The sequence below is a fragment of the Streptomyces lonarensis genome (assembly GCF_012033735.1).
GTDB classification, from domain to species: Bacteria; Actinomycetota; Actinomycetes; order Streptomycetales; family Streptomycetaceae; genus Streptomyces; species Streptomyces lonarensis.
The window spans coordinates 1-22067 of record NZ_JAAVJD010000032.1; the positions used below are offsets into that span (position 1 = coordinate 1).

The window sequence follows — 22067 nt, forward strand, 5'->3', positions numbered from 1 at the left end:
GGGCGGGGGCCGCGCCGCGCGGCGCGCCGAGTCGGGGCGCGGCAAGCGGGCCGGGCGCGACCTGCCCGCGGCCATCGGGGTCGGCGCCGGCCTGGGCGTGCTCATCCTCGTCACGCTGTTCGTGTACAAGCCTGCTTTCGTCGCGGTGATCGCCGCCGCGGTGATCGTCGGCCTGTGGGAGCTCACCTCGCGGCTCGCGGAGCGCAAGCAGGTGCGGGCCCCGCTGCCGCCCCTGGCGGTCGGCGGCGCCGCCATGGTGGTGGCGGGGTACGCCGAGGGCGCGGGCGCCGCCTTCGTGGCGATGGCGCTGACGGTCTCGGCAGTCTTTCTGTGGCGTATGACGGGGCCGCCGCACGACTACCTCCGGGATGTCACGGCCTCCGTGTTCGCGGTCCTGTACGTCCCCTTCCTCGCCACCTTCGTCGCGCTCGTCCTGGCCGCGGACGACGGCCCCTGGCGGGTACTCGTCTTCCTGCTTCTCACCGTGGTGAGCGACACCGGCGCCTACGCCGTCGGCTGGCGGTTCGGGAAGCGAAAGCTCGCCCCCCGCATCAGCCCCGGCAAGACCCGGGAGGGGCTGCTCGGCGCGGTCGTCTTCGCCATGGTCGCGGGGGCGCTGTCGCTGGAGTTCCTGATCGAGGGGGGCACCTGGTGGCAGGGGCTCCTGATGGGGCTGGCCGTCGCGCTCACCGCCACCCTGGGCGACCTCGGCGAGTCGATGATCAAGCGGGACCTCGGCATCAAGGACATGGGGACGCTGCTGCCCGGGCACGGCGGCATCATGGACCGCCTTGACTCCATACTGCCGACCGCCCCGGTGATCTGGGTGCTGTTCATGGTCTTCGTCGGTTCCTGACCCGGAACCTCGTGCTGAAGGCCGGTGAGGCCCCGCGCCGGCCGGCGGTGGGGCGGCTCACGTCGGTGAGCGTCGGGGACCCGGTCGCGACACCGGTACGCTGGATCGGCATCGTGGGGCGCCCCGTGCCGCCGAGGTCGGCCCCCGTGCACTGACCGTCGAGGTGCGGGGAGGCCCGCACCGTGCCGCCGGCGGCATGCATCCGCCGCGTGGCCCCCGCTGTCGCACCGAGGAGACGTCCCGCCATGGCACGACCCGTACCCGGCGAGCTGACGTTCGTCGCCCCGCGCGGCGCCAAGAAGCCGCCGCGGCACCTCGCCGACCTGACGCCCGCCGAACGCAAGGAGGCGGTCGCGGCACTCGGAGAGAAGCCGTTCCGCGCCAAGCAGCTCTCGCAGCACTACTTCGGGCGGTTCACGGCCGAGCCCGAGCAGTGGACCAACATCCCCGCGGGCTCCCGGACCCGGCTCGCCGAGGAGCTGCTCCCGCCGCTGATGTCGGTCGTCCGCCACATCAGCTGTGACGAGGGCGCGACCCGGAAGACGCTGTGGCGGCTGCACGACGGCACGATGGTCGAGTCGGTGCTGATGCGGTACCCCGAGCGCGTCACCATGTGCATCTCCTCGCAGGCGGGCTGCGGTATGAACTGCCCGTTCTGCGCGACCGGCCAGGCCGGCCTCGACCGCAACCTGTCGACCGCCGAGATCGTGCACCAGATCATCGACGGGATGCGCGCCCTGCGCGACGGCGAGGTGCCCGGTGGGCCCGCGCGGCTCTCCAACATCGTCTTCATGGGGATGGGCGAGCCCCTCGCGAACTACAAGCGCGTGGTGGGCGCGATCCGCCGCCTCACCGACCCCGAGCCCGACGGGGTGGGCCTCTCGCAGCGCGGGATCACCGTCTCGACGGTCGGGTTGGTCCCGGCCATCAACCGGCTCGCGGACGAGGGGCTCAAATGCCGCCTCGCGGTCTCCCTGCACGCTCCCGACGACGAGTTGCGGGACACCCTGGTGCCGGTCAACACCCGGTGGAAGGTGCGCGAGGTGCTGGACGCCGCCTGGGCCTACGCCGACAGCTCCGGCCGCCGCATCTCCATCGAGTACGCGCTCATCCGGGACATCAACGACCAGGCGTGGCGGGGCGACCTGCTCGGGCGGCTCCTCAAGGGGCGGGGCGCGCACGTCAACCTGATCCCTCTCAACCCGACCCCCGGCTCCAAGTGGACGGCGAGCCGTCCGGAGGACGAGCGGGCGTTCGTCGAGGCGCTGGAGGCACACGGCGTACCGACGACGGTGCGCGACACGCGCGGTCAGGAGATCGACGGGGCCTGCGGGCAGCTGGCTGCCTCCGAGCGCTGACGCCGCCCGCGGAGGCGTCCGGCCGCAGCGCGGCGGGGTCCCCGCGGTGGGTTATCGTGTGGTCGCACACGTGCACGACACACCATTCATGCATATCGACCGGCAGGGGAGCGCGTCCAGCGCTGAGAGTGCGGCACAGCCGCAGACCCTTCGAACCTCGCCCGGAGCTCATGGCGCCGGGTAGGGAGCTCGGACATCAGCACGTTCCGACGTGCCCCGCCTGCCTCGTCGCACGACGAAAGCAGCCCCATGAAGCGCACCTCCCGGCGCACCGCCGCGCTCGCCCTGCCGGTCCTCCTCGGCACCACGCTCCTCGCGGCATGCGGGGCGGACTCGGACGACGGCGGCGACCGGAACGCCGCCGAGAACGACACCGTGACCCTGGTGACGCACAACTCCTTCGAGGTCTCGGAGGAGGTGCTCGCCCTCTTCACCGAGCAGACCGGCCACGAGGTGCGTGTGCTGCGTGCCGACGACGGCGGCGTCATGGTCAACCAGGCCGTCCTCTCCGCGGGCAACCCGCAGGGCGACGTGCTCTTCGGGGTCGACAACACGCTGCTGACGCGCGCGCTCGACGCGGACGTCTTCGCGCCCCACCGCGCGGAAGGGCTGGACGCCGTCCCCGAGGAGTTCCAGCTGGACGCCGGTGAGTGGCGGGTCACCCCGGTGGACCACGGCGACATCTGCGTCAACTACGACCGGGCCTGGTTCGACGAGGCGGGGATCGAACCGCCCCAGGACCTCGCGGATCTCACCGACGCCGACTACCGGGACCTGCTGGTGGTGCAGAACGCGGCGAGTTCCACGCCAGGGCTCGGGTTCCTGCTGGGGACGGTCGCCGAGTTCGGTGAGGACGGCTGGCAGGACTATTGGCGGCAGCTGTCGGACAACGGGGTCCGGGTGGTCGACGGGTGGGAGCAGGCGTACTACGAGGACTTCTCCGGTTCCTCCGGTGAGGGGGACCGGCCGCTGGTCGTCAGCTACGCCTCCTCGCCACCGGCGGAGGTGCTGTACGGTCCCGACCCCGACGTCGAGGAGGCACCCACCGGCGTCTCCACGGGGACGTGTTTCCGGCAGATCGAGTTCGCCGGCCTGCTGGAAGGGGCGGAGAACCCCGAGGGCGGCGCCGCGCTGCTGGACTTCATGCTGTCCCTGGACTTCCAGCAGGACGTCCCCCTGCAGATGTTCGTGCATCCGGTCCGGGAGGACGCCGAGCTGCCGGAGCTGTTCACACGCCACGGTGCGGTCGTCGACGCCCCGTTGACGCTGGACGCGGACGCCGTGACCGAGAACCGCAGCGACTGGGTGGACGAGTGGACCAACCTGGTTGTCCGTTGACGGCCCCGTGGGGCCGCCCCGTGCGGGGCGGCCCGGTGCTTTCGGGAGGCGCCGCCGGGCTGCGCCCCGTGCTCGCCGGCCCCGTGCGCCCCGACCGCCCCGCGGCGGCCCGTCGCCGAGGCCCCCGGACGGCACCGTGACCGACACCGCCCCCGTGCCGGGGCCCCCGCCGCCGACCGGCCCGGCCCCGGCGACCCGCACCCGCACCGGGCCACGCCGCTTCGTCGCCCCGGCGCTGATGGTCGGGCCGGTGGTCTTCTTCGCCGTCTTCTTCGGCTATCCCGTGACCGCGATCGTGGCCCGCGGACTCCGGCCGGACGGGGAGTGGGAACTGGGCCACGTCGGCGAGGTCCTCGCCGACGAAGGCATCCGGCAGGTCCTCTGGTTCACGACCTGGCAGGCCGCGGCGTCCACCGCCCTCACCCTGCTGCTGGCGCTGCCGGGCGCCTACGTACTGGCCCGCTTCCGGTTCCCGGGGAAGCGGCTGCTGCGAGCCGTCGTCACGGTTCCCTTCGTTCTGCCCACGGTGGTGGTCGGGGCCGCGTTCCTCGGGCTGATCGGCCGCGGCGGGCTCCTCGACGACCTGTGGGGCCTTCGGCTGGACACCACCGTCTGGGCCATCCTCCTCGCCCACGTGTTCTTCAACTACGCGGTCGTCGTCCGCACCGTCGGCGGCCTGTGGTCGCAGCTCGACCCGCGTCAGGAGGAGGCCGCCCGACTGCTGGGCGCCGGGGCGTTCGGAGCATGGCGGCGCGTGACGCTGCCCGCGCTGCTGCCGGCGCTGGCCGCGGCGGCGCTGATGGTCTTCCTCTTCACCTTCACCTCCTTCGGCGTCGTCCAGATCCTCGGCGGCCCCGGCTACGCGACCCTCGAGGTCGAGATCTACCGGCAGACCGCACAACTGCTCGACCTGCCGACCGCGGCCGTGCTGACCCTGCTGCAGTTCGCCGCGGTCGCCGCGATGCTCGGGGTGCACGGCTGGACCGTGCACCGACGCGAGTCCGCTCTGCGGTTGGTGGACGCCGCCGCGACCGACCGCCCGCCGCGGGGCGCGGGGGAGCGGCTCCTGCTCGGTGGGGTGCTCCTCTCGGTCGCCGCGCTGGTGCTGCTGCCGCTCGGCGTCCTCATCGAACGGTCGCTCCGTGTGCCCGACGGCTACGGCTTCGCCCACTACCGCGCGCTGGCCACCACGGACACGGGCACCTTCGTCGTACCCCCGCTCGAAGCGGTCGGCAACTCGCTCCGCATCGCGGCCGTCGCCACGCTCATCGCCCTGCTGGTCGGCGGGCTCGCCGCGGCCGCGCTGACCCGTGGCGCCGGCCGGCTGGTTCGGGGCTTCGACGCGATGCTCATGCTGCCGCTGGGCACCTCCGCGGTGACCGTCGGCTTCGGTTTCCTGATCGCACTCGACACACCTCCGTTGGACCTGCGCTCGTCGTGGTTGCTGGTCCCGCTGGCGCAGGCACTGGTGGGGGTCCCCTTCGTGATCCGGGTCATGCTGCCGGTGCTCCGCGCGGTGGACGACCGGCTGCGGCAGGCGGCAGCGACGCTGGGCGCCTCCCCGCTGAGGGCATGGTGGGAGGTCGACCTCCCGCTCGTGCGGCGGGCGCTGGTGCTCGCCGCCGGGTTCGCGTTCGCGGTCTCCCTCGGGGAGTTCGGGGCGACGGTCTTCATCGCCCGGCCCGACGAGCCGACGCTCCCGGTCGCCATCGCCCGGCTGCTGGGGCGCGCGGGCGAGGCGAACTACGGACAGGCGATGGCGTTGAGCACCGTGCTGATGCTGGTCTGCGCCGCCACCCTGCTGGCTCTCGAACGTATCCGTCCCGCCCGCTCCGGGGAGTTCTGATGACGAAGACGACCGTGCCGTCGAGCGGCCCCGTGCCGGGCGCCATGCTGCGGCTGGAGGCGTTGACGGTCCGCTACGGGGGCCGCCCCGTCGTCGACGCGGTCGACCTCGCGGTCGACGCGGGGGAGACGGTGTGCGTCCTCGGCCCCAGCGGCAGCGGGAAGTCGACCCTGCTGCGCGCCGTCGCGGGGCTGGCGGCGCCCGACGGGGGCCGGGTGCTGCTCGGCGGGCGGGACCAGGAGGGGATTCCGCCGCACCGCCGCGGTGTGGGCCTCATGTTCCAGGACCATCAGCTGTTCCCGCAGCACGACGTCGCCGCGAACGTGGGCTTCGGGCTCCGTGTGCGGGGTACGGGGCGCGAGGAGCGGGGGGAACGCGTCGCCCGACTGCTGGACATGGTTGGGCTGGTGGGCGCCGAGCGACGGGCGGTCACGGCGCTGTCAGGAGGCGAACAGCAACGGGTGGCCCTGGCGCGCGCCCTCGCCCCCGGCCCGCGGCTGCTGATGCTCGACGAGCCGCTCGGGCAGCTGGACCGCGGGCTGCGGGAGCGGCTGGTGGTCGAGTTGCGCTCGCTGTTCCGGCGGCTGGGGACCACGGTGCTGGCGGTCACCCACGACCAGGGCGAGGCGTTCGCCCTGGCGGACCGCGTCGTGGTGATGCGGGACGGCCGCGTCGAGCAGACGGGGTCGCCGGTCGACGTGTGGAGCCGCCCCGTGTCGGAGTTCGTCGCCCGTTTCCTCGGCTTCTCCAACGTCGTGCCGGCCACGCTGACCGGCACGACGGCGCAGTGCGCATGGGGCGCGGTCGAGGTGGCGGAGGACGCGCCCGACGGCCCCGTCGGCCTGCTCGTGCGTCCGGGAGGGGTCCGCCTGTCCGAGCCGCTCGCGGGCCACGATGCCCCGGCCTCCGGCGAGCACACTGCGCAGCCCGGCGGCGCGGCGGACACCACGGCGGGGCGGGACGCGCTCCCGGGACTCGGCTGTGTGGTGAAGGGGCGCACCTTCCGGGGCGACCACGTGGTCCTGCACCTCGATCCGGAGCGCGGACCCGACTTGGAGGCCACGTGCTCGCTCCGTGCGGCGCCCGCCGAAGGAGCCGTCGTGCGCGTGCGGTTCGACCCCGAGGAGACCGTCCTGCTGCCGCCCACCGGCTGACCAGCCGTCACACGCACGTGAAGAAAAAGCAAAGTGATGAAAGTTTTCGTCTGGACGGACCCACTTCGGCGATCTAAATTGTCAGGCCGAGCGGCGTTGACCGGAACACGCCACCACCGTCCCAGGAGTTCTCCCGTATGAGACGCATCCTGCCCACCCTCGCCGCCGGCCTCGGGCTGCTGGCCTCCAGTCTGGTGTTCGCCGGCCCCGCCACCGCGGCGCCCGCCGAGGACGACCGCCCCGAACAGTGGCGCAGCTACTGGGTCGACGCCTTCAACGAGGGGCTCTACACCCCGGAGCAGGCTGCGCGGACCGTCCAGGACGCCCTGGACATCAACGCCAACGCCCTGATCGTCCAGGTCGGCCGACGGTACGACTGCTTCTGCAACCGCGCCGACTACCCGCGGACGGACGCCGCCGTCAACCCGGCGCCCTACGACCCTCTCGACGAGATCATCGCGCAGGCCCACGCCGCCGGGCTCGAGGTCCACGCCTGGGTGAACGTCAACACCCTCTGGAACAGCACCACGCCGCCCCGTTCGCCCGAGCACGTGTACAACCAGCACGGCCCGGACGCCGAAGGCGCCGACCGCTGGCTGAACAAGAAGTACGACGGCACCGAGGTCCAGGGCGCCAACGTCTACGTCGACCCGGGTCACCCCGACGTCGCCGACTACATCGTCGGCGCCGTCTCCAGCATCGTCAGCGAGTACGACGTGGACGGCGTCAACCTCGACTACATCCGCTACCCGGACCACAACTCCACCACGACGCACAGCGACTGGGGCTACAACGACGTCTCCGTCGCCCGCTTCCAGGAGGCCGCCGGCCGGACCGACGTGCCCGAGCCCGACGACGCCGAATGGACCGACTGGCGCCGCGACCAGGTGACCGGTCTGGTCCGGAAGCTCTACCTGACGCTGTGGGACATCGACCCCGCCGCGCGCCTGTCGGTCAACGCCATCACCTACGGCAACGGTCCGCAGGCCGTCGGCGGCTGGGAGAACACCCGGACCTACGGCGAGGTCCTGCAGGACTGGGTGGGCTGGCTCGACGAGGGCGTCACCGACACGGTCATGACGATGAACTACAAGCGCAACTGGCAGCCGGCCCAGCAGCAGATGTTCACCGAGTGGTCCGAGTTCATGGCCGACAACCAGATGGGCCGCCAGACCGTCAACGGACCCGGCCTGTACCTCAACCCCGTCGGGGACAGCCTGGCGCAGGCGCTGCAGGCGCTCGCCCCGACTGCGGCGGGCAACACCGTAGCCGGGTGGAGCGGCTACGCCTACGCCAACCCGAGCAGCACCCACGTCGACGGCAGCTGGGAGAACCGCTCCGCGGAACGCGACGCCCTCACCGAAGCACTGACGCAGGGCCCCCAGGCGCCCTTCGCCGACCCGGCCACCGTGCCCACGATGGGATGGAAGGACGCCCCGTCCGACGGCCACGTCACCGGCCGGCTCGCGGTACGCGGCGGCGGAGTGCTCGACCAGGCCACGGTCACCCTCAAGCCCCTCACCAACCGCTCCGAGCCCGTGACCCGCACCGCCGACGGTGACGGCTGGTTCGGCTTCGCCCACGTCGACCCGGGCGTCTACCTCGTCAGCGTGGACCTGCCGCGCGGGGTGGTCGGTGCTCCGGTCACCGCGGTGAAGGTTGATCGCGGCGAGGTGACCGAGGCCCGCCTCGGCACCTACGTCGACCTCCGCTGACGCCACCGCCGCCGCCCGGGCCCCCGGCAGCAGCGCGCGGCACGCACGGGGCGGGCCCCGCCACGGGACCCGCCCCATGCTCGTCGCACCCGCCGGCGACACCGGCCGGCGTCAACCGGGCAAGGGCAGCGCCAGCAGCAGGGTCGTCAGCCAGGTCAGTGGCGCGAAGACGGCGAGCAGCGTCCCCGCCCGCACCAGGCGGGTGCGGCGCAGCAGGCGCGGTGACGCACCCAGCTCCCGCAACGTCCGGGTGACAGGGGCGCGCGCCGACCGGAGCGTCGCCGCCGTCGTCAACGCCGCCCCGCCCACGGCGACGAGCACCACCGCCGCCCCGAGCGCTCCCAGGACACCGAACGGGGCCGAGCCTGCCTCGGCGGGGCCGAGCCCCGCCACCACGAAGAGCGCGGCCAGCGTGACCGCGACGGTCCCCAGCTGCATCCCCAGCCGGCCCGCCTCCTTCTGGAGGCTGCGCCCCGCCAGCAGCCGAAGCGCCCCGGGGCTGCCCACCGTCAGCAGCCGTGACGCCGCCTGCGCCAGGCCCGGCGAGGCGAGCATCACTCCCGCCAGGCTGAGCACCCACCCCGCCGGCACGCCGGACGGGACGCCGCCGAGCGGGCCGGGCAACTCAGTTTCCCCGCCCCCCGACACCGCCGCCGCGTAGCCGCTGACCGCGGCGCCCGCCGCGATGAGGGCGGCTCCCCACGGCAGCGCCGCGGTCGCGGCCCCGGCCTCGCGCTCGGGCACCGCCAGGGCGGCGGCCAGCGCGACCGTCATCGGCACCACAGCCAGCAACGTCAGCGCGCCACCCAGCGGCGCGCGCCCGCCGTCCGCGGGCAGCCCCAGCCCCGCCCCGTCGAACAGCGCCGGCGACCCGAGACGATCCGTCAACTGGAGGAAGAGCAGCAGCGCGAGGAGTGCGCCGATCCCGGCAGCGAGTGTGGTGGAGAGCGCGGCGTGCGTCCGTTGCCGCGCCGCACCCAGGCTGACGGCGTCCAACGCGGAGCGCGGCTCACCGACCGGGTCGGCGCGCGCCACCGAGGCGGCGAGTTGCGCGGTCGCGGCGATCGGAAGCGCGCACCAGGCGAGCAGCGCCAGCCCCTGGGCCGCGTTCTCCGGCGCGGCGGCGGCGTGCGCCAGGGTGGCGAGCAGCAGGAAGCCGGCGCCCGCCGCCGCGCCCGCCAACACCAGTCGGCGCAGCTGTGCATGGGGCCGCGCCCCGCGGACTAGGCGGAGAGAGAGCATGCGGAGCCTGTCGCCGATGTCGGATCGTCGGTCCCGGTGATGCGGCCGTCGAGCAGTCGCACCGCGCGGTCGGCCAACGGGGCGACCTCCTCCTCGCGGCCGGTGATGACCGTGGTGATGTCGTGCGACCGCGCGGCCGCCACCAGGGTGCGGAGCGCCTGCACCCGGTCGCCCTGGTGCAGCGGCGCCGCGGGCTCGTCCGCGAAGAGCACCGCCGGGCCGTGCACCAGTGCCCGCGCGATGGCCACCCGCTGCTGCCGGTGACGCGGCAGTTGCGCCGGCCGCTTGCGCGCGCAGTCCCCGGCGTCCAGTCGCTCCAGCCATTCGGTCGCGGCCCGACGGGCCTTGCGGTGTCCGGTGCCGTTGAGGAGCAGGGGGAGCGCGACGTTCTCCCAACCCGTCAGCTCGGGCAGCAGCTCCGGGGTGTCGGAGACCCTGCCGAAGCGTTCGCGGCGAAGTCGGTCGCGAACCCCGGCGGGGAGCTCGTGCACGGGGATGTCGTCGAACCACACCTCTCCGCGGTGCGGGAGCAGGCCGGCGAGGCACCCCAGGAGGGTGGTCTTGCCGCTGCCTCGGGGCCCGGTCAAGGCGACGATCTCGCCCTTGGCGACCGACAGCTCCACGTCCTGGAGGGCGGTGGTGCCCTCACGGACGCAGTGCAGCTCGCGTGTCCACAGCATGTCGTTGTCGGATGAGGCGGCGCTCACCGGGGCACCTCCGCTGGTCGGCAGGTCAGCGACAGTACCAACGCGACATGTGGGATCACGGTCGTGGAATCGGTCGTGCCGCGATAAACGCCGCAGATGCAGCCGTATGGGGGTGTTCGGTGCGGCGCGTCGCGCAACGGTGGGTGCGTCGGCGAAAAGAACCAGCCAGACCACCGTTCGCGGGCAGGTTCGCGGTGTCACCGACCGTGAACCGCAAGGTTTGTTGTCGAGGGTTCCGAACTCGGTGGTTGTTCCGGTGTCCATCCGGCGGTCGCGTGCATAGGCTGGGGTTCCAGACCCGTGCAAAGCGAGCAGGAGGGGTGCCGTGACCAGCGAACTGCGTCGGCTCCGCAACTACATCGACGGAGAGTTCCGGGACGCCCGGGACGGCCGGACCACCGAGGTGATCGACCCGGTGACGGGCAAGGCTTACGCCACCGCGCCGCTCTCCGGTGCTGCGGACGTGGATGCCGCGATGACTGCGGCGGCGGCCGCGTTCCCGGCCTGGCGCGACGCCACCCCCGCCACCCGCCAGTTGGCGCTGCTGCGGATCGCGGACGCGTTCGAGGAGCGCGCCGACGAACTGCTGGCGATCGAGTGCGAGAACACGGGCAAGCCCCTCGAGCTGACGCGCGAGGAGGAGCTGCCGATGATGCTGGAGCAGATCCGCTTCTTCGCCGGTGCCGCCCGGATGCTGGAGGGCAAGTCCGCCGGCGAGTACATGTCGGGGCTCACCTCCTTCGTCCGGCGTGAGCCGATCGGGGTCTGTGCGCAGGTGGCGCCGTGGAACTACCCGGTGATGATGGCGGTGTGGAAGTTCGCCCCGGCGCTCGCGGCCGGCAACACCGTGGTGCTCAAGCCGTCCGACACCACTCCCGCGTCCGCCGTGTTCGCGGCGGAGCTCATCGGCGCGGTGCTGCCCAAGGGAGTCTTCAACGTCGTCTGCGGCCACCGCGACACCGGACGGCTGATGGTGGAGCACGAGGTCCCCGCGATGGCGTCCATCACGGGCTCCGTCCGCGCCGGTATGGAGGTCGCAGCCAGCGCCGCCAAGGACCTCAAGCGCGTCCACCTCGAACTCGGCGGCAAGGCGCCGTGCCTGGTGTTCGGGGACGCCGACCTCGACGCCGCGGTGGAGGGCATCCGTGACGCCGGCTTCTTCAACGCCGGCCAGGACTGCACCGCGGCGACCCGGGTCCTCGTACAGGACTCGGTGCACGACGCCTTCGTGGAGGCCCTGGTCAAGGCGGCCGGAGAGGTCCGGACGGGAGACGTCACCGACCCCGACTGCTTCTACGGGCCGCTCAACAACGCGAGTCACCTGGAGAAGGTTGCCGGCTTCGTCGACCGACTCCCCGCTCACGCGAAGGTGCAGACCGGCGGCCACCGCGTCGGGGACCAGGGCTACTTCTACGCGCCGACCGTGGTGACGGGGCTGCGCCAGGACGACGAGATCATCCAGAACGAGGTGTTCGGGCCGGTCATCACGGTCCAGCGCTTCAGCGACGACGCGCAGGCGCTGGAGTGGGCCAACGGCGTCGACTACGCGCTCGCCTCCTCCGTCTGGACGACCGACCACAAGCGCGCCATGCGGATGTCCAAGGCGCTCGACTTCGGCTGCGTCTGGATCAACACCCACATTCCACTCGTCGGGGAGATGCCGCACGGGGGCTTCAAGAAGTCCGGCTACGGCAAGGACCTCTCGGCGTACGGCCTGGAGGACTACACGCGGGTGAAGCACGTGATGACGGCTCTCTGAGGGCTCGGGGCGGGTCGGTGGAGGGCGGGGAGCCCGCCCTCCACCGACGTTCGGGCGCCCTTCCGACGGTGAGCCGCCGCGTGCGAGCGGCGCGCGGAGACAACCGTGCGCCGCCTCCGCCGCCCCCGCACGGGGCCGTCACGCAGCGCTACCTGCGGTCCGGGGTGCCTGTGGGGCGGATGTTGGCCGGATGGGCATGTGTGGCGAGATCGCATGCTTGCTACGTTCGGTCGCTGTCCCGATGCGCTGGGCCACCTGACCGGCGCGGAGGGCCCACCCCCACACCCGAAGGGAAGACACCATGCGCAACCTCACCCGGAACCGCGCCGCGACCCGTCTCGCCGTCGTCCTCGCCGCTCTCGGCATGTTCGCCGGTGGCGCTGCCGCCACGGCGGCGGCAGCGGACCAGCCGCAGTCCAGCCACTGCGACCCCGTCCCCGGCGGCTGGCTCTGCTGATCCGCTGAGCGCCCCGTGCGGTGCCCCTGCCCGCGAGCCGGGGCTTCGCACGGGGCTACGGACGGGCCGGCGCGCCGGCCCGAGCGGGCCCGGTGGAGCCGGGCGCCCCGGCTCACGGCATGCGCAGGTCCGGTCGGCCGTCGACCTGGTCGATCTCCTGTCGCAGCACCGCCACGCGATTGGAGGTGATGGCATCGACCCCGAGGCCCATCAGGCGGCGCATGGTTCGCCGCGTGTCCGCGGTCCAGGCGCCGACGAGGTAGCCGCGCTCGTGCGCCCGCTCCACGAGCCGCCGGTCGACCAACCCGAAGCGGAGGTTGAGCCAGGACGGCGCGATGTCCGCCAGCAGACTGCGACGGATCGGCGTCGGGAGCTTCCACGTCAGCGCGATGTCCGCGGCCGAGTCGTGCTCCCGCACGGTCCGCAGGGCCGCCGGGTCGCCGCAGTACCTCACCCGCCCCATGGAGCCGTCCTCCCGCACCGTCGCGACGGCCTCACGCGCCGTGTCGACGTCCGGCTCGGGAAGGTCGATCAGAGTGAGGCGGGGGAACGTGGCCGCCAAGGCCTGTCGCAACGTGGGAACGGCCCCGTCGCAGGCCTCGGCGACCTCGGCGAGCGTCAGCTCGCGGACGGGGCGGTCGTGCCCCCAGATGCGCTTCAGCCCGGGGTCGTGCAGCACCACCGGTACACCGTCCCGGGTCAGCCGGACGTCGAGTTCGACCGCGTCCGCGCCGGCGTCCAGCGCCGACCGGAACGAGGCCACCGTGTTCTCCGGGTGGTGGAAGGGGTCGCCCCGGTGGGCGATCGCCAGCACGGGGCGGGGCTCGGCCCCCGCCACGGGGGCCGTCACGTCGGTTCCTGGGTGCGTCGCCATGACGTCAGGTAAGCGTCGATCTCCCGCGTGAGGCGTGATTTCGCGGGCGTGTCGAGGAACGAGGCCTGAACCGCGTTCCGTGCGAGGCCGGCGAGACCCGCTTCGTCCAGGTTCAGCAGTTCCGCCGCGACCACGTACTCGGTGGTGAGGTCGGTGCCGAACATGGGCGGGTCGTCGCTGTTGACGGTCACCGGAACGCCGGCCGCCACGAGCCGGGGCAGCGGGTGCTCGGCCAGCGACGGGGTCGAACGTGTCGCCACGTTGGACGTGGGGCACACCTCCAGTGGAATCTCGTGCTCGGCGAGGTGCTGCAGCAACCGCGGGTCGTCCACCGAGCGAATGCCGTGGCCGATGCGCTCGGCCCGCAGTTCGATCAGCGCGTCCCACACCGACTGCGCGTCGCTGGACTCACCCGCGTGCGGCACGCTGTGGAGGCCCTCCGCGATGGCGCGGTCGAAGTAGGGCTTGAACTGGCCGCGCGGGACCCCGATCTCCGGTCCGCCGAGCCCGAAGGAGACCAGGCCCTCGGGGCGCAGTTCGCACGCCATGCGCGCTGTCGCCTCCGCCGCGGGCAGGCCCAGCTCGCCCGGGATGTCGAAGCACCAGGCCAGCTCGATGCCGAGGTCGCGGGCCGCGGTGCAGCGTGCGTCCTCCAGCGCCTCCATGACGGCCTCCTCGGGGATGCCGCGCTTGGTCATGCCGTAGGGCGTGACCGTGAGTTCGGCGTACCGGATCTGCTGCGCCGCCATGTCCCGGGCCACCTCGTAGGTGAGCATCCGGACGTCCTCGGCGTCCCGGATCAGGTCGACGACCGACACGTAGATCTCGATGAAGTGCGCGAAGTCGCGGAAGGTGAAGTACTCGGCCAGCGCGGCCGGGTCCTTGGGTACGGGGGAGTCCGGGTGGCGGGCGGCCAGCTCCGCCACGATCCTGGGCGAGGCCGATCCCACGTGGTGGACGTGCAGCTCGCTCTTGGGCAGGTCCGCGGTGAACGCACGGAGCGAGGCGCGGTCCGGTGGGGTTGCCGGGGCCTGGTCCACGAGTGTCTCTCCTTCACTGGCGGTGCCGCCCCGAGCCCTGCTGCCCGGTGGCGGGGCCACCGCGCGGGCGGCGGAGCCATGGTAGGCGGAGGCCGTCGGGAAGCCGCCGGGCGGCCTCCGCCCAGCCCTGCCGTTGTGTGATGCATGTCACTCACCAATCCGGCGTTCCTGCCGCGATCCCGCGTAAGGGATTCCGCTGGTGCGCCTCTTCCACTCGACGAGACAGCGGCCCCACGGGGCCCGGCGGGAGGAGAGCGGCGATGAGCAGGTTGGTCGGTACCAGCGGAGCTGTGCTGTGGCTGGCGGCGGCGGCTGCCGACCCGGAGCGCTGTCGTCGCCGTTGGGCGCGGCGCGGGGGAGAGCTGGTCGAGTTGTGCGCGGGGACGCGGTGGGACGCGCTCGTCCTCCCCGCGCCACTCGGGCTGGAATCGCTCGCGGTGCTCCACCGGACCGGGGTCCGGGTCGGCCCCGTCCTGTTCGACCGTGGGGCGGGCTCGGTGAGCTACCTGGTGGCGGCAGGCGCCTCGGGGGCCTGGGTGGGGACGGGCGTCCGAACGCTGGGGGCCGGCGCCCGCCTGGCGGTGCCCCGCCCCGACGCGGCCGGCGGCGAGGTCCGCTGGCTGGTGCCGCCGGACGGCAGCGGCTCCCTGACCGACCTCGGCAGGCTGGAGTCAGCCATGCACGAGGCGGTTGCGCTCGGGGTCCGCCTCGCGGGGCCGAGCCGCCGCCCCGTGCGGGGCGCGCGGTCCGCAACGGGGATGCACCGAGCCCCCGCCCCGTGCGGAACGGGACCTGACGCCCTCCGGCCCGGCTGGCTCGGCGTCGGCGCGGCCGGCCCGGGGGAGAAGGGAGGCGGTGCCACGCCCTCCTGAGGGGGCCACCGGCCCGCCCGGAGCGCGGCTGCGGAGTCGCCGCAGCCGCGCGAGGGCCGGCCACACCGTACCGCTCCGGTCACCGACTGCCGACGCGGTGCGACCTGCCGCATCGGCTCCGGAGCGGAGGTCGGCCTCCCCGCGCCGTCGCACGTGGTGGGGTGCCCCCGCGCCGTGCCGGACGGTGCACCCCACCACGCCGTCGCGCGGTCACGCCGCGGCGAACGCCTCGCGGAGGATGTCGATCCCCTCGTTCAGCAACTCCTCGCCGATGACAAGCGGAGGCAGGAAGCGCAGCACGTTCCCGTACGTGCCGCACGTCAGCACCAGCAGACCGGCCTGGTGGCACCGCCGTGCGACGGCGGCGGTCAGCTCGGCGTCCGGCTCCTTGCTGCCGGGGCGCACCAGCTCGACCGCGAGCATCGCGCCGCGCCCCCTCACCTCACCGATCGCCGGGAACTCCTCCGCCAGCTGCAGCAGCCGCGGCTTCATGACCTCCTCGATCCGGCGGGCGCGAGCCGCGAGATCCAGCTCCCGCATCGTCTCGATGGCGCCCAGCGCGGCGGCGCAGGCCACCGGGTTGCCGCCGTAGGTGCCGCCGAGGCCGCCGGTGTGGGCCGAGTCCATGATCTCCGCGCGGCCGGTGACCGCTGCGAGCGGCATGCCGCCCGCGATGCCCTTGGCGGTCGTGATCAGGTCCGGGACCACGCCCTCGTCGTCGCACGCGAACCACTGCCCCGTGCGGCAGAAGCCGCTCTGGATCTCGTCCGCCACGAAGACGATGCCGTTCTCGCGGGCGAACTCGGCGATTCGAGGGAGGAAGCCGCGCGCCGGCTCGATGAAACCGCCCTCGCCCAGCAGGGGCTCGATGATGACGGCCGCCGTGTTCTCCGCGCCGATCTGCTTGGTGATGTGGTCGATGACCTGGTCGGCCGCCTCCTGCGCGCAGTTCTCGGCCCCGGTGAGCCAGCGGTAGGGATAGGCGACGGGTACCCGGTAGATCTCCGGCGCGAACGGGCCGAACCCGTGCTTGTACGGCATGTTCTTCGCCGTCAGCGCCATCGTGAGGTTGGTCCTGCCGTGGTACCCGTGCTCGAAGACGACGATCGCCTGCCGCCCCGTGTGGGTCCGGGCGATCTTCACGGCGTTCTCGACCGCCTCCGCGCCCGAGTTGAAGAGGGCCGACTTCTTGGCGTGGTCGCCCGGAGTGACGGCTGCGAGTTCCTCGCAGACCGCGACGTACCCCTCGTACGGCGTGACCATCGCGCAGGTGTGCGTGAAGCGGTGCAGCTGCTCCGTGGCCCGGCGCACCACCGCTTCGGCGCTGTTGCCGACCGAGGTGACGGCGATGCCCGAACCGAAGTCGATCAGCCGGTTGCCGTCCACGTCCTCGATCACCGCACCGCCGGCGCGCTCGACGAACACGGGCAGGACGGCCCCCACGCCGTCCGCGACGGCGGCCTGCTTCCGCGCCATCAGCTCGCGGGACTTCGGACCGGGGATTTCGGTGACGACGCGGCGCTCCTGGGTCAGCGCCGGCCCTCCGGACAGATCCTGGGTGATGCTCATCGGAAGCGCTCCTCCGGACGTGATGGCGTCGGACGCCTCGGTGCCGGGACGGGGTCGCGAGCACCACGGTCCGGCGTCCGTGCTTGCACTTCGCAGGCTAGGGCCATCGGGGCATTGTCGACATGCACCGCCACGGCACAGTCCCCCGCATGTCTTGGCCGCGGCGTAGCACGGGCGGCTGCGCGCTGCTGCGGTCACCCCGCCGCGCGGGGCGCGTGAGTCGGACCGTGCAAGGGGGGACGCGCTCCGTGGCGCGCGGTGTGGCGCTGGCTCGCAGGGCGCGCCCCACCGCACGCCGCGGGGCGTGAACAGGCCGAGCGCCCGACCTGGCGACCTCGGTGACGCGACGCCGCACGGCGGAGACCGGGGTGGGTCGGCCGGGCCGCCGCCGGCCCCGTGCGCCACGGGGCGACACCGTCGGCGCCGCTCGCCCGGTCCGCGGGAGGGGCGGCTGGGCCCCATGCGCCGTCAGGGGGCAGGGTGCGTGCTGCCCGCGCGGGGCGTTGCTCGGGGCCGGCAACCGCTCCACATGTGAGGGCAGTTGAAGGTGCGGCGACACCCTCCCCCGCGTGTGCCGGGCCTCTAGGGTGGGGACCAGCACAGTGACGGGTGGCCGTGCCCTCCGGCCGTCCGGGATCGGCGGAGGCGATGACGACCGACGGCGCGCGGCGCGGACCGCACGACAGTCCCAGCACCCTGCCCACGGACCGCGGCGCCCCGCCCGCGCACCGGATGCCGCCACCGCCGCCGCCGGCCGCTGCGCCGACGCTCGCGGGATGGCTCCACGCGCCACGGCCGGCGACGTCTCCGGGGATCTGGCGGTTCGGACACACGCCCCGCCCCGTGCAGGACGCCGAACCTCTCGGCGACCGCGAACTGCACGGTGGCGCGCTGCTCGCCCTGCTCGGCGGCCTCCTGGTCTGGTCCCTGTGCTGGAACGGCTACATCCGGATCTGGCTCTGGCCGCTGGAGTGGGTGACCACCGACGGATGGAGCGGCACCCGCACCTATGCCTCCCTCACCTACCTCTACTACGTGCTCTTCGGCGCGCTGCTGGCCTACCTCTTCGGGCGGCTGGGCAACTGGGCGCGCGTCTGGCGGCGGCACCGGTCCACGGCGCTCCGGCTGCTCCGGGCCGCTCCGGACGCCCCTCCGTTGCCGCGCAGCGTCACCGCGCGCGCCGGTGCGGCTCTCGTGCTCGGGGCCTGGGCCTGGGGACTGAGTTTCGGGGGTGTCTGGCAGTTCTGGCTCGAGCCGCTGTACGCCCTGGTCCCCGACGGATGGTGGGAGACCGGCGACTCCACCGCCTACGTGGTCGCCTACAACGTGCACTACCTGCTATGGACGGCACTGCTTCTCGGGGCAGCCGCGGTGGCGGGTGACTGGCACGGTGCTCTGCGCCGGCTGCGCGCCGGTGCCGTCGTCGCCGCGGGAGCCGACGCCGAGGACCTCGCGCGCTGGCAGCAGCTGCGGGACGGCGGTGCCGACGAGGCGGCGGACCACCTCACCGCCGAACTGTACGCAGGATCGCTGAGCGACCTGGACTACGTCCGCATCGACAACGCCTGGCAGGCCGTGCGCGCCCGGCCCACCGAACTGGCTGCCTTCACCGGCACGGTCCTGCAGCACGGGCCCGGCGCGTTCACCCACCCGTCGGGTGCTCGCGATCTGACCGTCCGCACCGCGCGGCACGACCTCCTCACCCGGCAGGTGTTCATCGGAGAGGCGCTGGACGACGACCGCAATCCCTACTCGCACCGCGCCGTGGGCGTCGCGCTCGATCCCGCGGTCCTCGGTACCTCCCTCCTCGCGGTCGGGCCCCCGGGCTCCGGCAAGACGGGCCGCGTGGTGCGCCCGGTGACGGAGTCGCTGTGCCTGCAGGCGCTCGCCGGCCGTGCCGCCGTCGTCGCCGTGGGAGGTACGTCGGCCGCCCTCGGTCCGGACGACGCCTTCGATGTCGTCGTCCGCGTCGGCGGCCCCGCCGGCGGTCACCGGCTCGACCTCTACGGGGGCATCGAGGACACCGACGAGGCGGCGACCCTGCTGGCCGAGGTCCTCACCGCCGGGACCCGCGCCGACGCCGGCGAGGCCGCCGCCGTCCTCGCGCAGCTCGTCGGCCCCTATCGGTCCGCGTACGGCGGACTTCCCGACGTCCCCGAACTCCGGGCGCTGCTCGACGGCGCCCCCGGGCTCATGACGAGCCTCGGGGAGGACCTCGAGCACGCCGGCGCCTGGGACCAGCTGCGGGAACTGGCAGCCCGGGCCCGCCAGGCCGAGCGGCCCGACGACGTCGGGCGGCTCCTGGCGGACCGGCTCGCCGTGCTCGACCGTTGCGGTTTCTCCGCCGCGCCGGGCGACACCACCGGGCGGCGGGTGCGCCCGTTCTCGCTCGCTGCCGCCCTGGAGCACCCGCTCCGCGTCCGGGTCGACCTGCCCGCGGCGGGCCACGCCGAAGCAGCCCGGATCATCAGCCGCCTGCTCCTCGCCCAGTTCACCGCAGCGGCCACCGCCCGCCGGGACCGCTCGCTCTTCGCCTGTCTCGTCATCGACGACGCCACCGCGGCCTTCACCGCGGCGACGGTGCGTGGTCTGACCCACCTCCGGCCGGCCAACGCCGGGGCGGTGCTGTCGCTGCGCACCCTGGACGAGGTGCCGGAGCGGCTCCGTGCGGGGCTGCTCGGCGCTGTGGGGTGCCGCATGGCGCTCTCCGGTATCACCACCTGGGACGGCGAGCAGTTCGCGCGTGCCTGGGGCACGGAGTGGACCGAGGACCGCGACGTCAGCAGCTCACCGGACCGGCACGGCGGGGTGCTGCGCCGCGGGGTCCGCGGGGTGCGGAAGCTCTTCACGGGGCGGGCCGCGACGACCGAGACCGTGACGGTCCGACGCGTCGAGCGGGAACGGTGGTCCGCCTCCGAGCTGGCCCACCGCCTCCCCCCTCGGCACGCCGTGTTGTCCCTCAGCACGGTTGCCGGAGAGACGGGCCCGCCGGTCCTGGTGCGGCTCGGGTCCTGACGGTGCATGCGCCCCGGGGCGCACGGAGCGTGCCCCGGGCGCTTTCCCCCCCGCGCCGTGAACCGACTTGCTGCGCGTCGCCGACCGACGCCCGCCGGCTGTCCGGGGAAGCCCGCCCGCGGCGCGGGCGGCGGGCAGCGGATGCGGCGCCGGCACCGACACGGCTCCCGAGCTCGCCCCGCAGCCACGGCGTTCGCCCGCGCCACTCGGCATCGGGGCCGCCTGCCGGCCACCGACCCGTGGTCGGAGCGCCCCGGCGCCGCCCAGCCCCGCGCGCCGCAGGACGCAGCCGGTCGGGCCGCTGACCCGGCCGACTCCCGCCGTTCCGGGCCGCCCCGTGCGCGGTAACGTGAGGAACGCGCGTACCGCGCGCGCGTGCGCTCGTCCACGGTGCGCCTCCGTCTCGGCCACGCAAGGGTCAGCCATGTATCCGACGCTCGCCTCCCTGGTCCAGCACCCGGCACTGAAACTGGCCGTGCTCGCCGCTGAGGACCACCTCGACGCGGAGGTCCGCTGGGCGCACGCCAGTGAGCTCGACGACCCTGCCCCGTTCCTCGACGGGGGCGAACTCCTGCTCACCACCGCGCTGAAGCTCGAGGTCGACGACCCCGCTGCCATGGACGCCTATGTGGCGCGCCTGCGCGATGCCGGAGTCGTGGGACTCGGCTTCGGCGTCGGCGTGCACCACCCGGAGATCCCCACGGCGCTGCTGGATGCCTGCTCGCGTGCCGGGTTGCCGCTCCTGGAGGTGGAGCGGCGCATCCCTTTCATCGCGATCGCCAAAGCCGTCTCGGCCGCAATCACCACCGAGGAGTACAAGGCGGTGGCGGCGGGCTTCGCCGCGCAGCGGGAGCTCACCCGGGCCGCGCTCAGTCCTGCCGGCACCCACGGACTGCTGGAGCGGCTGGCGGCGCAGGTCGACGGCTGGGCTGCGCTCTACGACCTCTCCGGCGCCGTCACCCACGCCGTGCCCACCTGGGCCGAACGCCGCGCGGCCACGCTCGCGGAGGACGTGCGCAGGCTGCGGGACCGGCCCGGCCCCGCCACCGTGGTGGTCGGCTGCACGCCGGACGGCGCCGACGAGGCCCATGCCGACGACCGCGTCGAACTGCAGTCGGTCGGAACCGGCGCTGTGCCGCGCGCCGTGCTGGCCATCGGGACGGCCGCACCTCCCGACACCGTCGCCCGCTACGCGGTGCAGTCCGCCGTCACCGTCCTCACGCTGCTCACGGAGCGCTCCAAGGCGTTCGAGGAGGCGGAACGGCGCCTCGGTTCCGCGGTGCTGCACCTGCTGCTCAGCGGCGAGCCGGAGCACGCCCGGGCGGTCGGGGGCCAGGTGTACGGCGCGCTGCTCGACGCGCCGCTGCGGGTGCTGGTCGCGGAGACGGGGGACCGCTACGTCTCCGCGTTCGCCACGGCGGCCGAGGCGGCCGCCGCACGTGCCGCCGAGCCGCTGCTCCTGGTGCCGGACGGTGCGCAGACCGTCCTGCTGGTCGTGGAGGGCGGCGGTGTCCTCGAGGCGGCGCAGTCGTACGCCCGGCGCGCCGGGGCACAGCCGAGCGGCGAGGTCGCGGTGGTGATCGGGGCCTCCGGTCCGGCCGGCCCCACCTCCGTGGACACCGCCTACCAGCAGGCGCGGCAGGCGCTGCTCGTCGCGCGGCGCCGCGGCAGACCCTACGTGGAGCACGACGACGTGGCGGCGGGCTCCGTGCTGCCGCTCCTCGCCGACGACGCGGTGCGCGCCTTCGCGGACGGCATGCTGCGGCCGTTGCGTGACCACGATGCGCACGGACGCGGCGACCTGGTCGCCTCACTCCGTGCGTGGCTCTCCCGGCATGGGCAGTGGGACGCCGCCGCCGCCGACCTGGGGGTCCACCGCCACACCCTGCGCTACCGCATGAGGCGGGTCGAAGAGATCCTGGAACGCTCGCTCGACGACCCGGACGCACGCATGGAGCTCTGGCTCGCGCTCAAGGCGACCGATCCGGCCACCCGCAACCCCTGAGCCGCCGGACGCCGCGGCTCTGTCGGTGCGCCGACCAAGCGCCCCGCACCGCCCCTGCGTCGCGCCCGCCCGCCCGACTGCACCGCGCACCGCCACGCGCACCCGGCGCCCGTTCCGCCCCGGCGGCGTCGCACGGGGCGGCTCAGGGCCCGCCCCGTGCGCCACAACCCGGCCGCGGTGGCGCACCACCGTCGCCGCCGCCGCGGCCGCGTGGGGCGCGGTGGCGTGGGGCGCGCGGCGCCGACCTGCCCGCCCCACCG

16 protein-coding genes are annotated in these 22067 nt (G+C 73.9%); 11 read left to right on the top strand and 5 right to left on the bottom strand.

Translation table 11 applies throughout. From position 1 onward, the window contains the following. The 6 genes from HCN56_RS06840 to HCN56_RS06865 all read left to right on the top strand — a co-directional run. Nucleotides 1-856 (top strand): phosphatidate cytidylyltransferase (locus tag HCN56_RS06840; protein ID WP_245246211.1); only part of this gene is annotated, 856 nt, incomplete at its 5' end. Between the two features lie 245 nt (nucleotides 857-1101). After that, the gene (gene rlmN, locus HCN56_RS06845) at nucleotides 1102-2214 is read left to right on the top strand and encodes a dual-specificity RNA methyltransferase RlmN (protein WP_167968586.1); all 1113 of its coding nucleotides are present in this window, start codon (nucleotides 1102-1104) and stop codon (nucleotides 2212-2214) included. A gap of 249 nt (nucleotides 2215-2463) precedes the next feature. After that, the gene (locus tag HCN56_RS06850; protein WP_167968587.1) at nucleotides 2464-3552 is read left to right on the top strand and encodes a thiamine ABC transporter substrate-binding protein; all 1089 of its coding nucleotides are present in this window, start codon (nucleotides 2464-2466) and stop codon (nucleotides 3550-3552) included. Between the two features lie 238 nt (nucleotides 3553-3790). Continuing rightward, nucleotides 3791-5398, top strand: coding sequence for an ABC transporter permease (locus tag HCN56_RS06855; protein WP_167968607.1), 1608 nt, complete (start codon nucleotides 3791-3793; stop codon nucleotides 5396-5398). Nucleotides 5399-5442: 44 nt separating this feature from the next. Further along, the gene (locus tag HCN56_RS06860; protein WP_167968608.1) at nucleotides 5443-6552 is read left to right on the top strand and encodes an ABC transporter ATP-binding protein; all 1110 of its coding nucleotides are present in this window, start codon (nucleotides 5443-5445) and stop codon (nucleotides 6550-6552) included. A 137-nt stretch (nucleotides 6553-6689) separates the two neighbouring features. Then, entirely contained in the window at nucleotides 6690-8267 is a 1578-nt protein-coding gene (locus HCN56_RS06865; RefSeq protein WP_167968588.1) for a family 10 glycosylhydrolase, read from the top strand. 111 nt (nucleotides 8268-8378) lie between these two features. Here the strand turns inward: HCN56_RS06865 and HCN56_RS06870 are convergent, their stop codons facing one another. Further along, the gene (locus tag HCN56_RS06870) at nucleotides 8379-9509 is read right to left on the bottom strand and encodes a hypothetical protein (RefSeq protein WP_167968589.1); all 1131 of its coding nucleotides are present in this window, start codon (nucleotides 9507-9509) and stop codon (nucleotides 8379-8381) included. Beyond that, nucleotides 9491-10189: an ABC transporter ATP-binding protein gene (locus tag HCN56_RS06875; protein WP_167968609.1), complete on the bottom strand. Its 699-nt coding sequence runs from the start codon at nucleotides 10187-10189 to the stop codon at nucleotides 9491-9493. Before HCN56_RS06875 ends, HCN56_RS06870 begins: the two co-directional genes overlap by 19 nt. 352 nt (nucleotides 10190-10541) lie before the next feature. Between HCN56_RS06875 and HCN56_RS06880 the strand changes: the two genes are divergently transcribed. Together HCN56_RS06880 and HCN56_RS06885 are read left to right on the top strand one after the other, a co-directional pair. Continuing rightward, entirely contained in the window at nucleotides 10542-11975 is a 1434-nt protein-coding gene (locus HCN56_RS06880) for a gamma-aminobutyraldehyde dehydrogenase (protein ID WP_167968590.1), read from the top strand. A 301-nt stretch (nucleotides 11976-12276) separates the two neighbouring features. Further along, entirely contained in the window at nucleotides 12277-12432 is a 156-nt protein-coding gene (locus HCN56_RS06885) for a hypothetical protein (RefSeq protein WP_167968591.1), read from the top strand. 112 nt (nucleotides 12433-12544) lie between these two features. Here HCN56_RS06885 and HCN56_RS06890 read toward each other — a convergent pair whose 3' ends face one another. Then, complete coding sequence (locus HCN56_RS06890) at nucleotides 12545-13282, bottom strand: glycerophosphodiester phosphodiesterase (protein WP_312871088.1); 738 nt, start codon at nucleotides 13280-13282, stop codon at nucleotides 12545-12547. Next, nucleotides 13279-14346 carry an adenosine deaminase gene (locus tag HCN56_RS06895; protein ID WP_312871089.1) on the bottom strand — a complete coding sequence of 356 codons (1068 nt, stop codon included), beginning with the start codon at nucleotides 14344-14346 and terminating at the stop codon, nucleotides 13279-13281. The genes HCN56_RS06890 and HCN56_RS06895 overlap by 4 nt, the downstream gene beginning before the upstream one ends. Nucleotides 14347-14606: 260 nt before the next feature. On the opposite strand from HCN56_RS06895, the gene HCN56_RS06900 reads away from it, so the two are divergent. After that, nucleotides 14607-15218 (top strand): hypothetical protein, encoded by a 612-nt coding sequence (locus HCN56_RS06900; protein ID WP_312871090.1) that lies wholly within the window; start codon nucleotides 14607-14609, stop codon nucleotides 15216-15218. A gap of 210 nt (nucleotides 15219-15428) precedes the next feature. Here the strand turns inward: HCN56_RS06900 and gabT are convergent, their stop codons facing one another. Then, nucleotides 15429-16787: a 4-aminobutyrate--2-oxoglutarate transaminase gene (gene gabT, locus HCN56_RS06905; RefSeq protein ID WP_167968594.1), complete on the bottom strand. Its 1359-nt coding sequence runs from the start codon at nucleotides 16785-16787 to the stop codon at nucleotides 15429-15431. Nucleotides 16788-17630: 843 nt separating this feature from the next. Here gabT and HCN56_RS06910 point away from each other — a divergent pair. Then, nucleotides 17631-19802, top strand: coding sequence for a type IV secretory system conjugative DNA transfer family protein (locus tag HCN56_RS06910; RefSeq protein WP_312871091.1), 2172 nt, complete (start codon nucleotides 17631-17633; stop codon nucleotides 19800-19802). Between the two features lie 424 nt (nucleotides 19803-20226). Beyond that, nucleotides 20227-21807, top strand: coding sequence for a PucR family transcriptional regulator (locus tag HCN56_RS06915; RefSeq protein ID WP_167968596.1), 1581 nt, complete (start codon nucleotides 20227-20229; stop codon nucleotides 21805-21807). The last annotated feature ends 260 nt before the right edge of the window (nucleotides 21808-22067 follow it).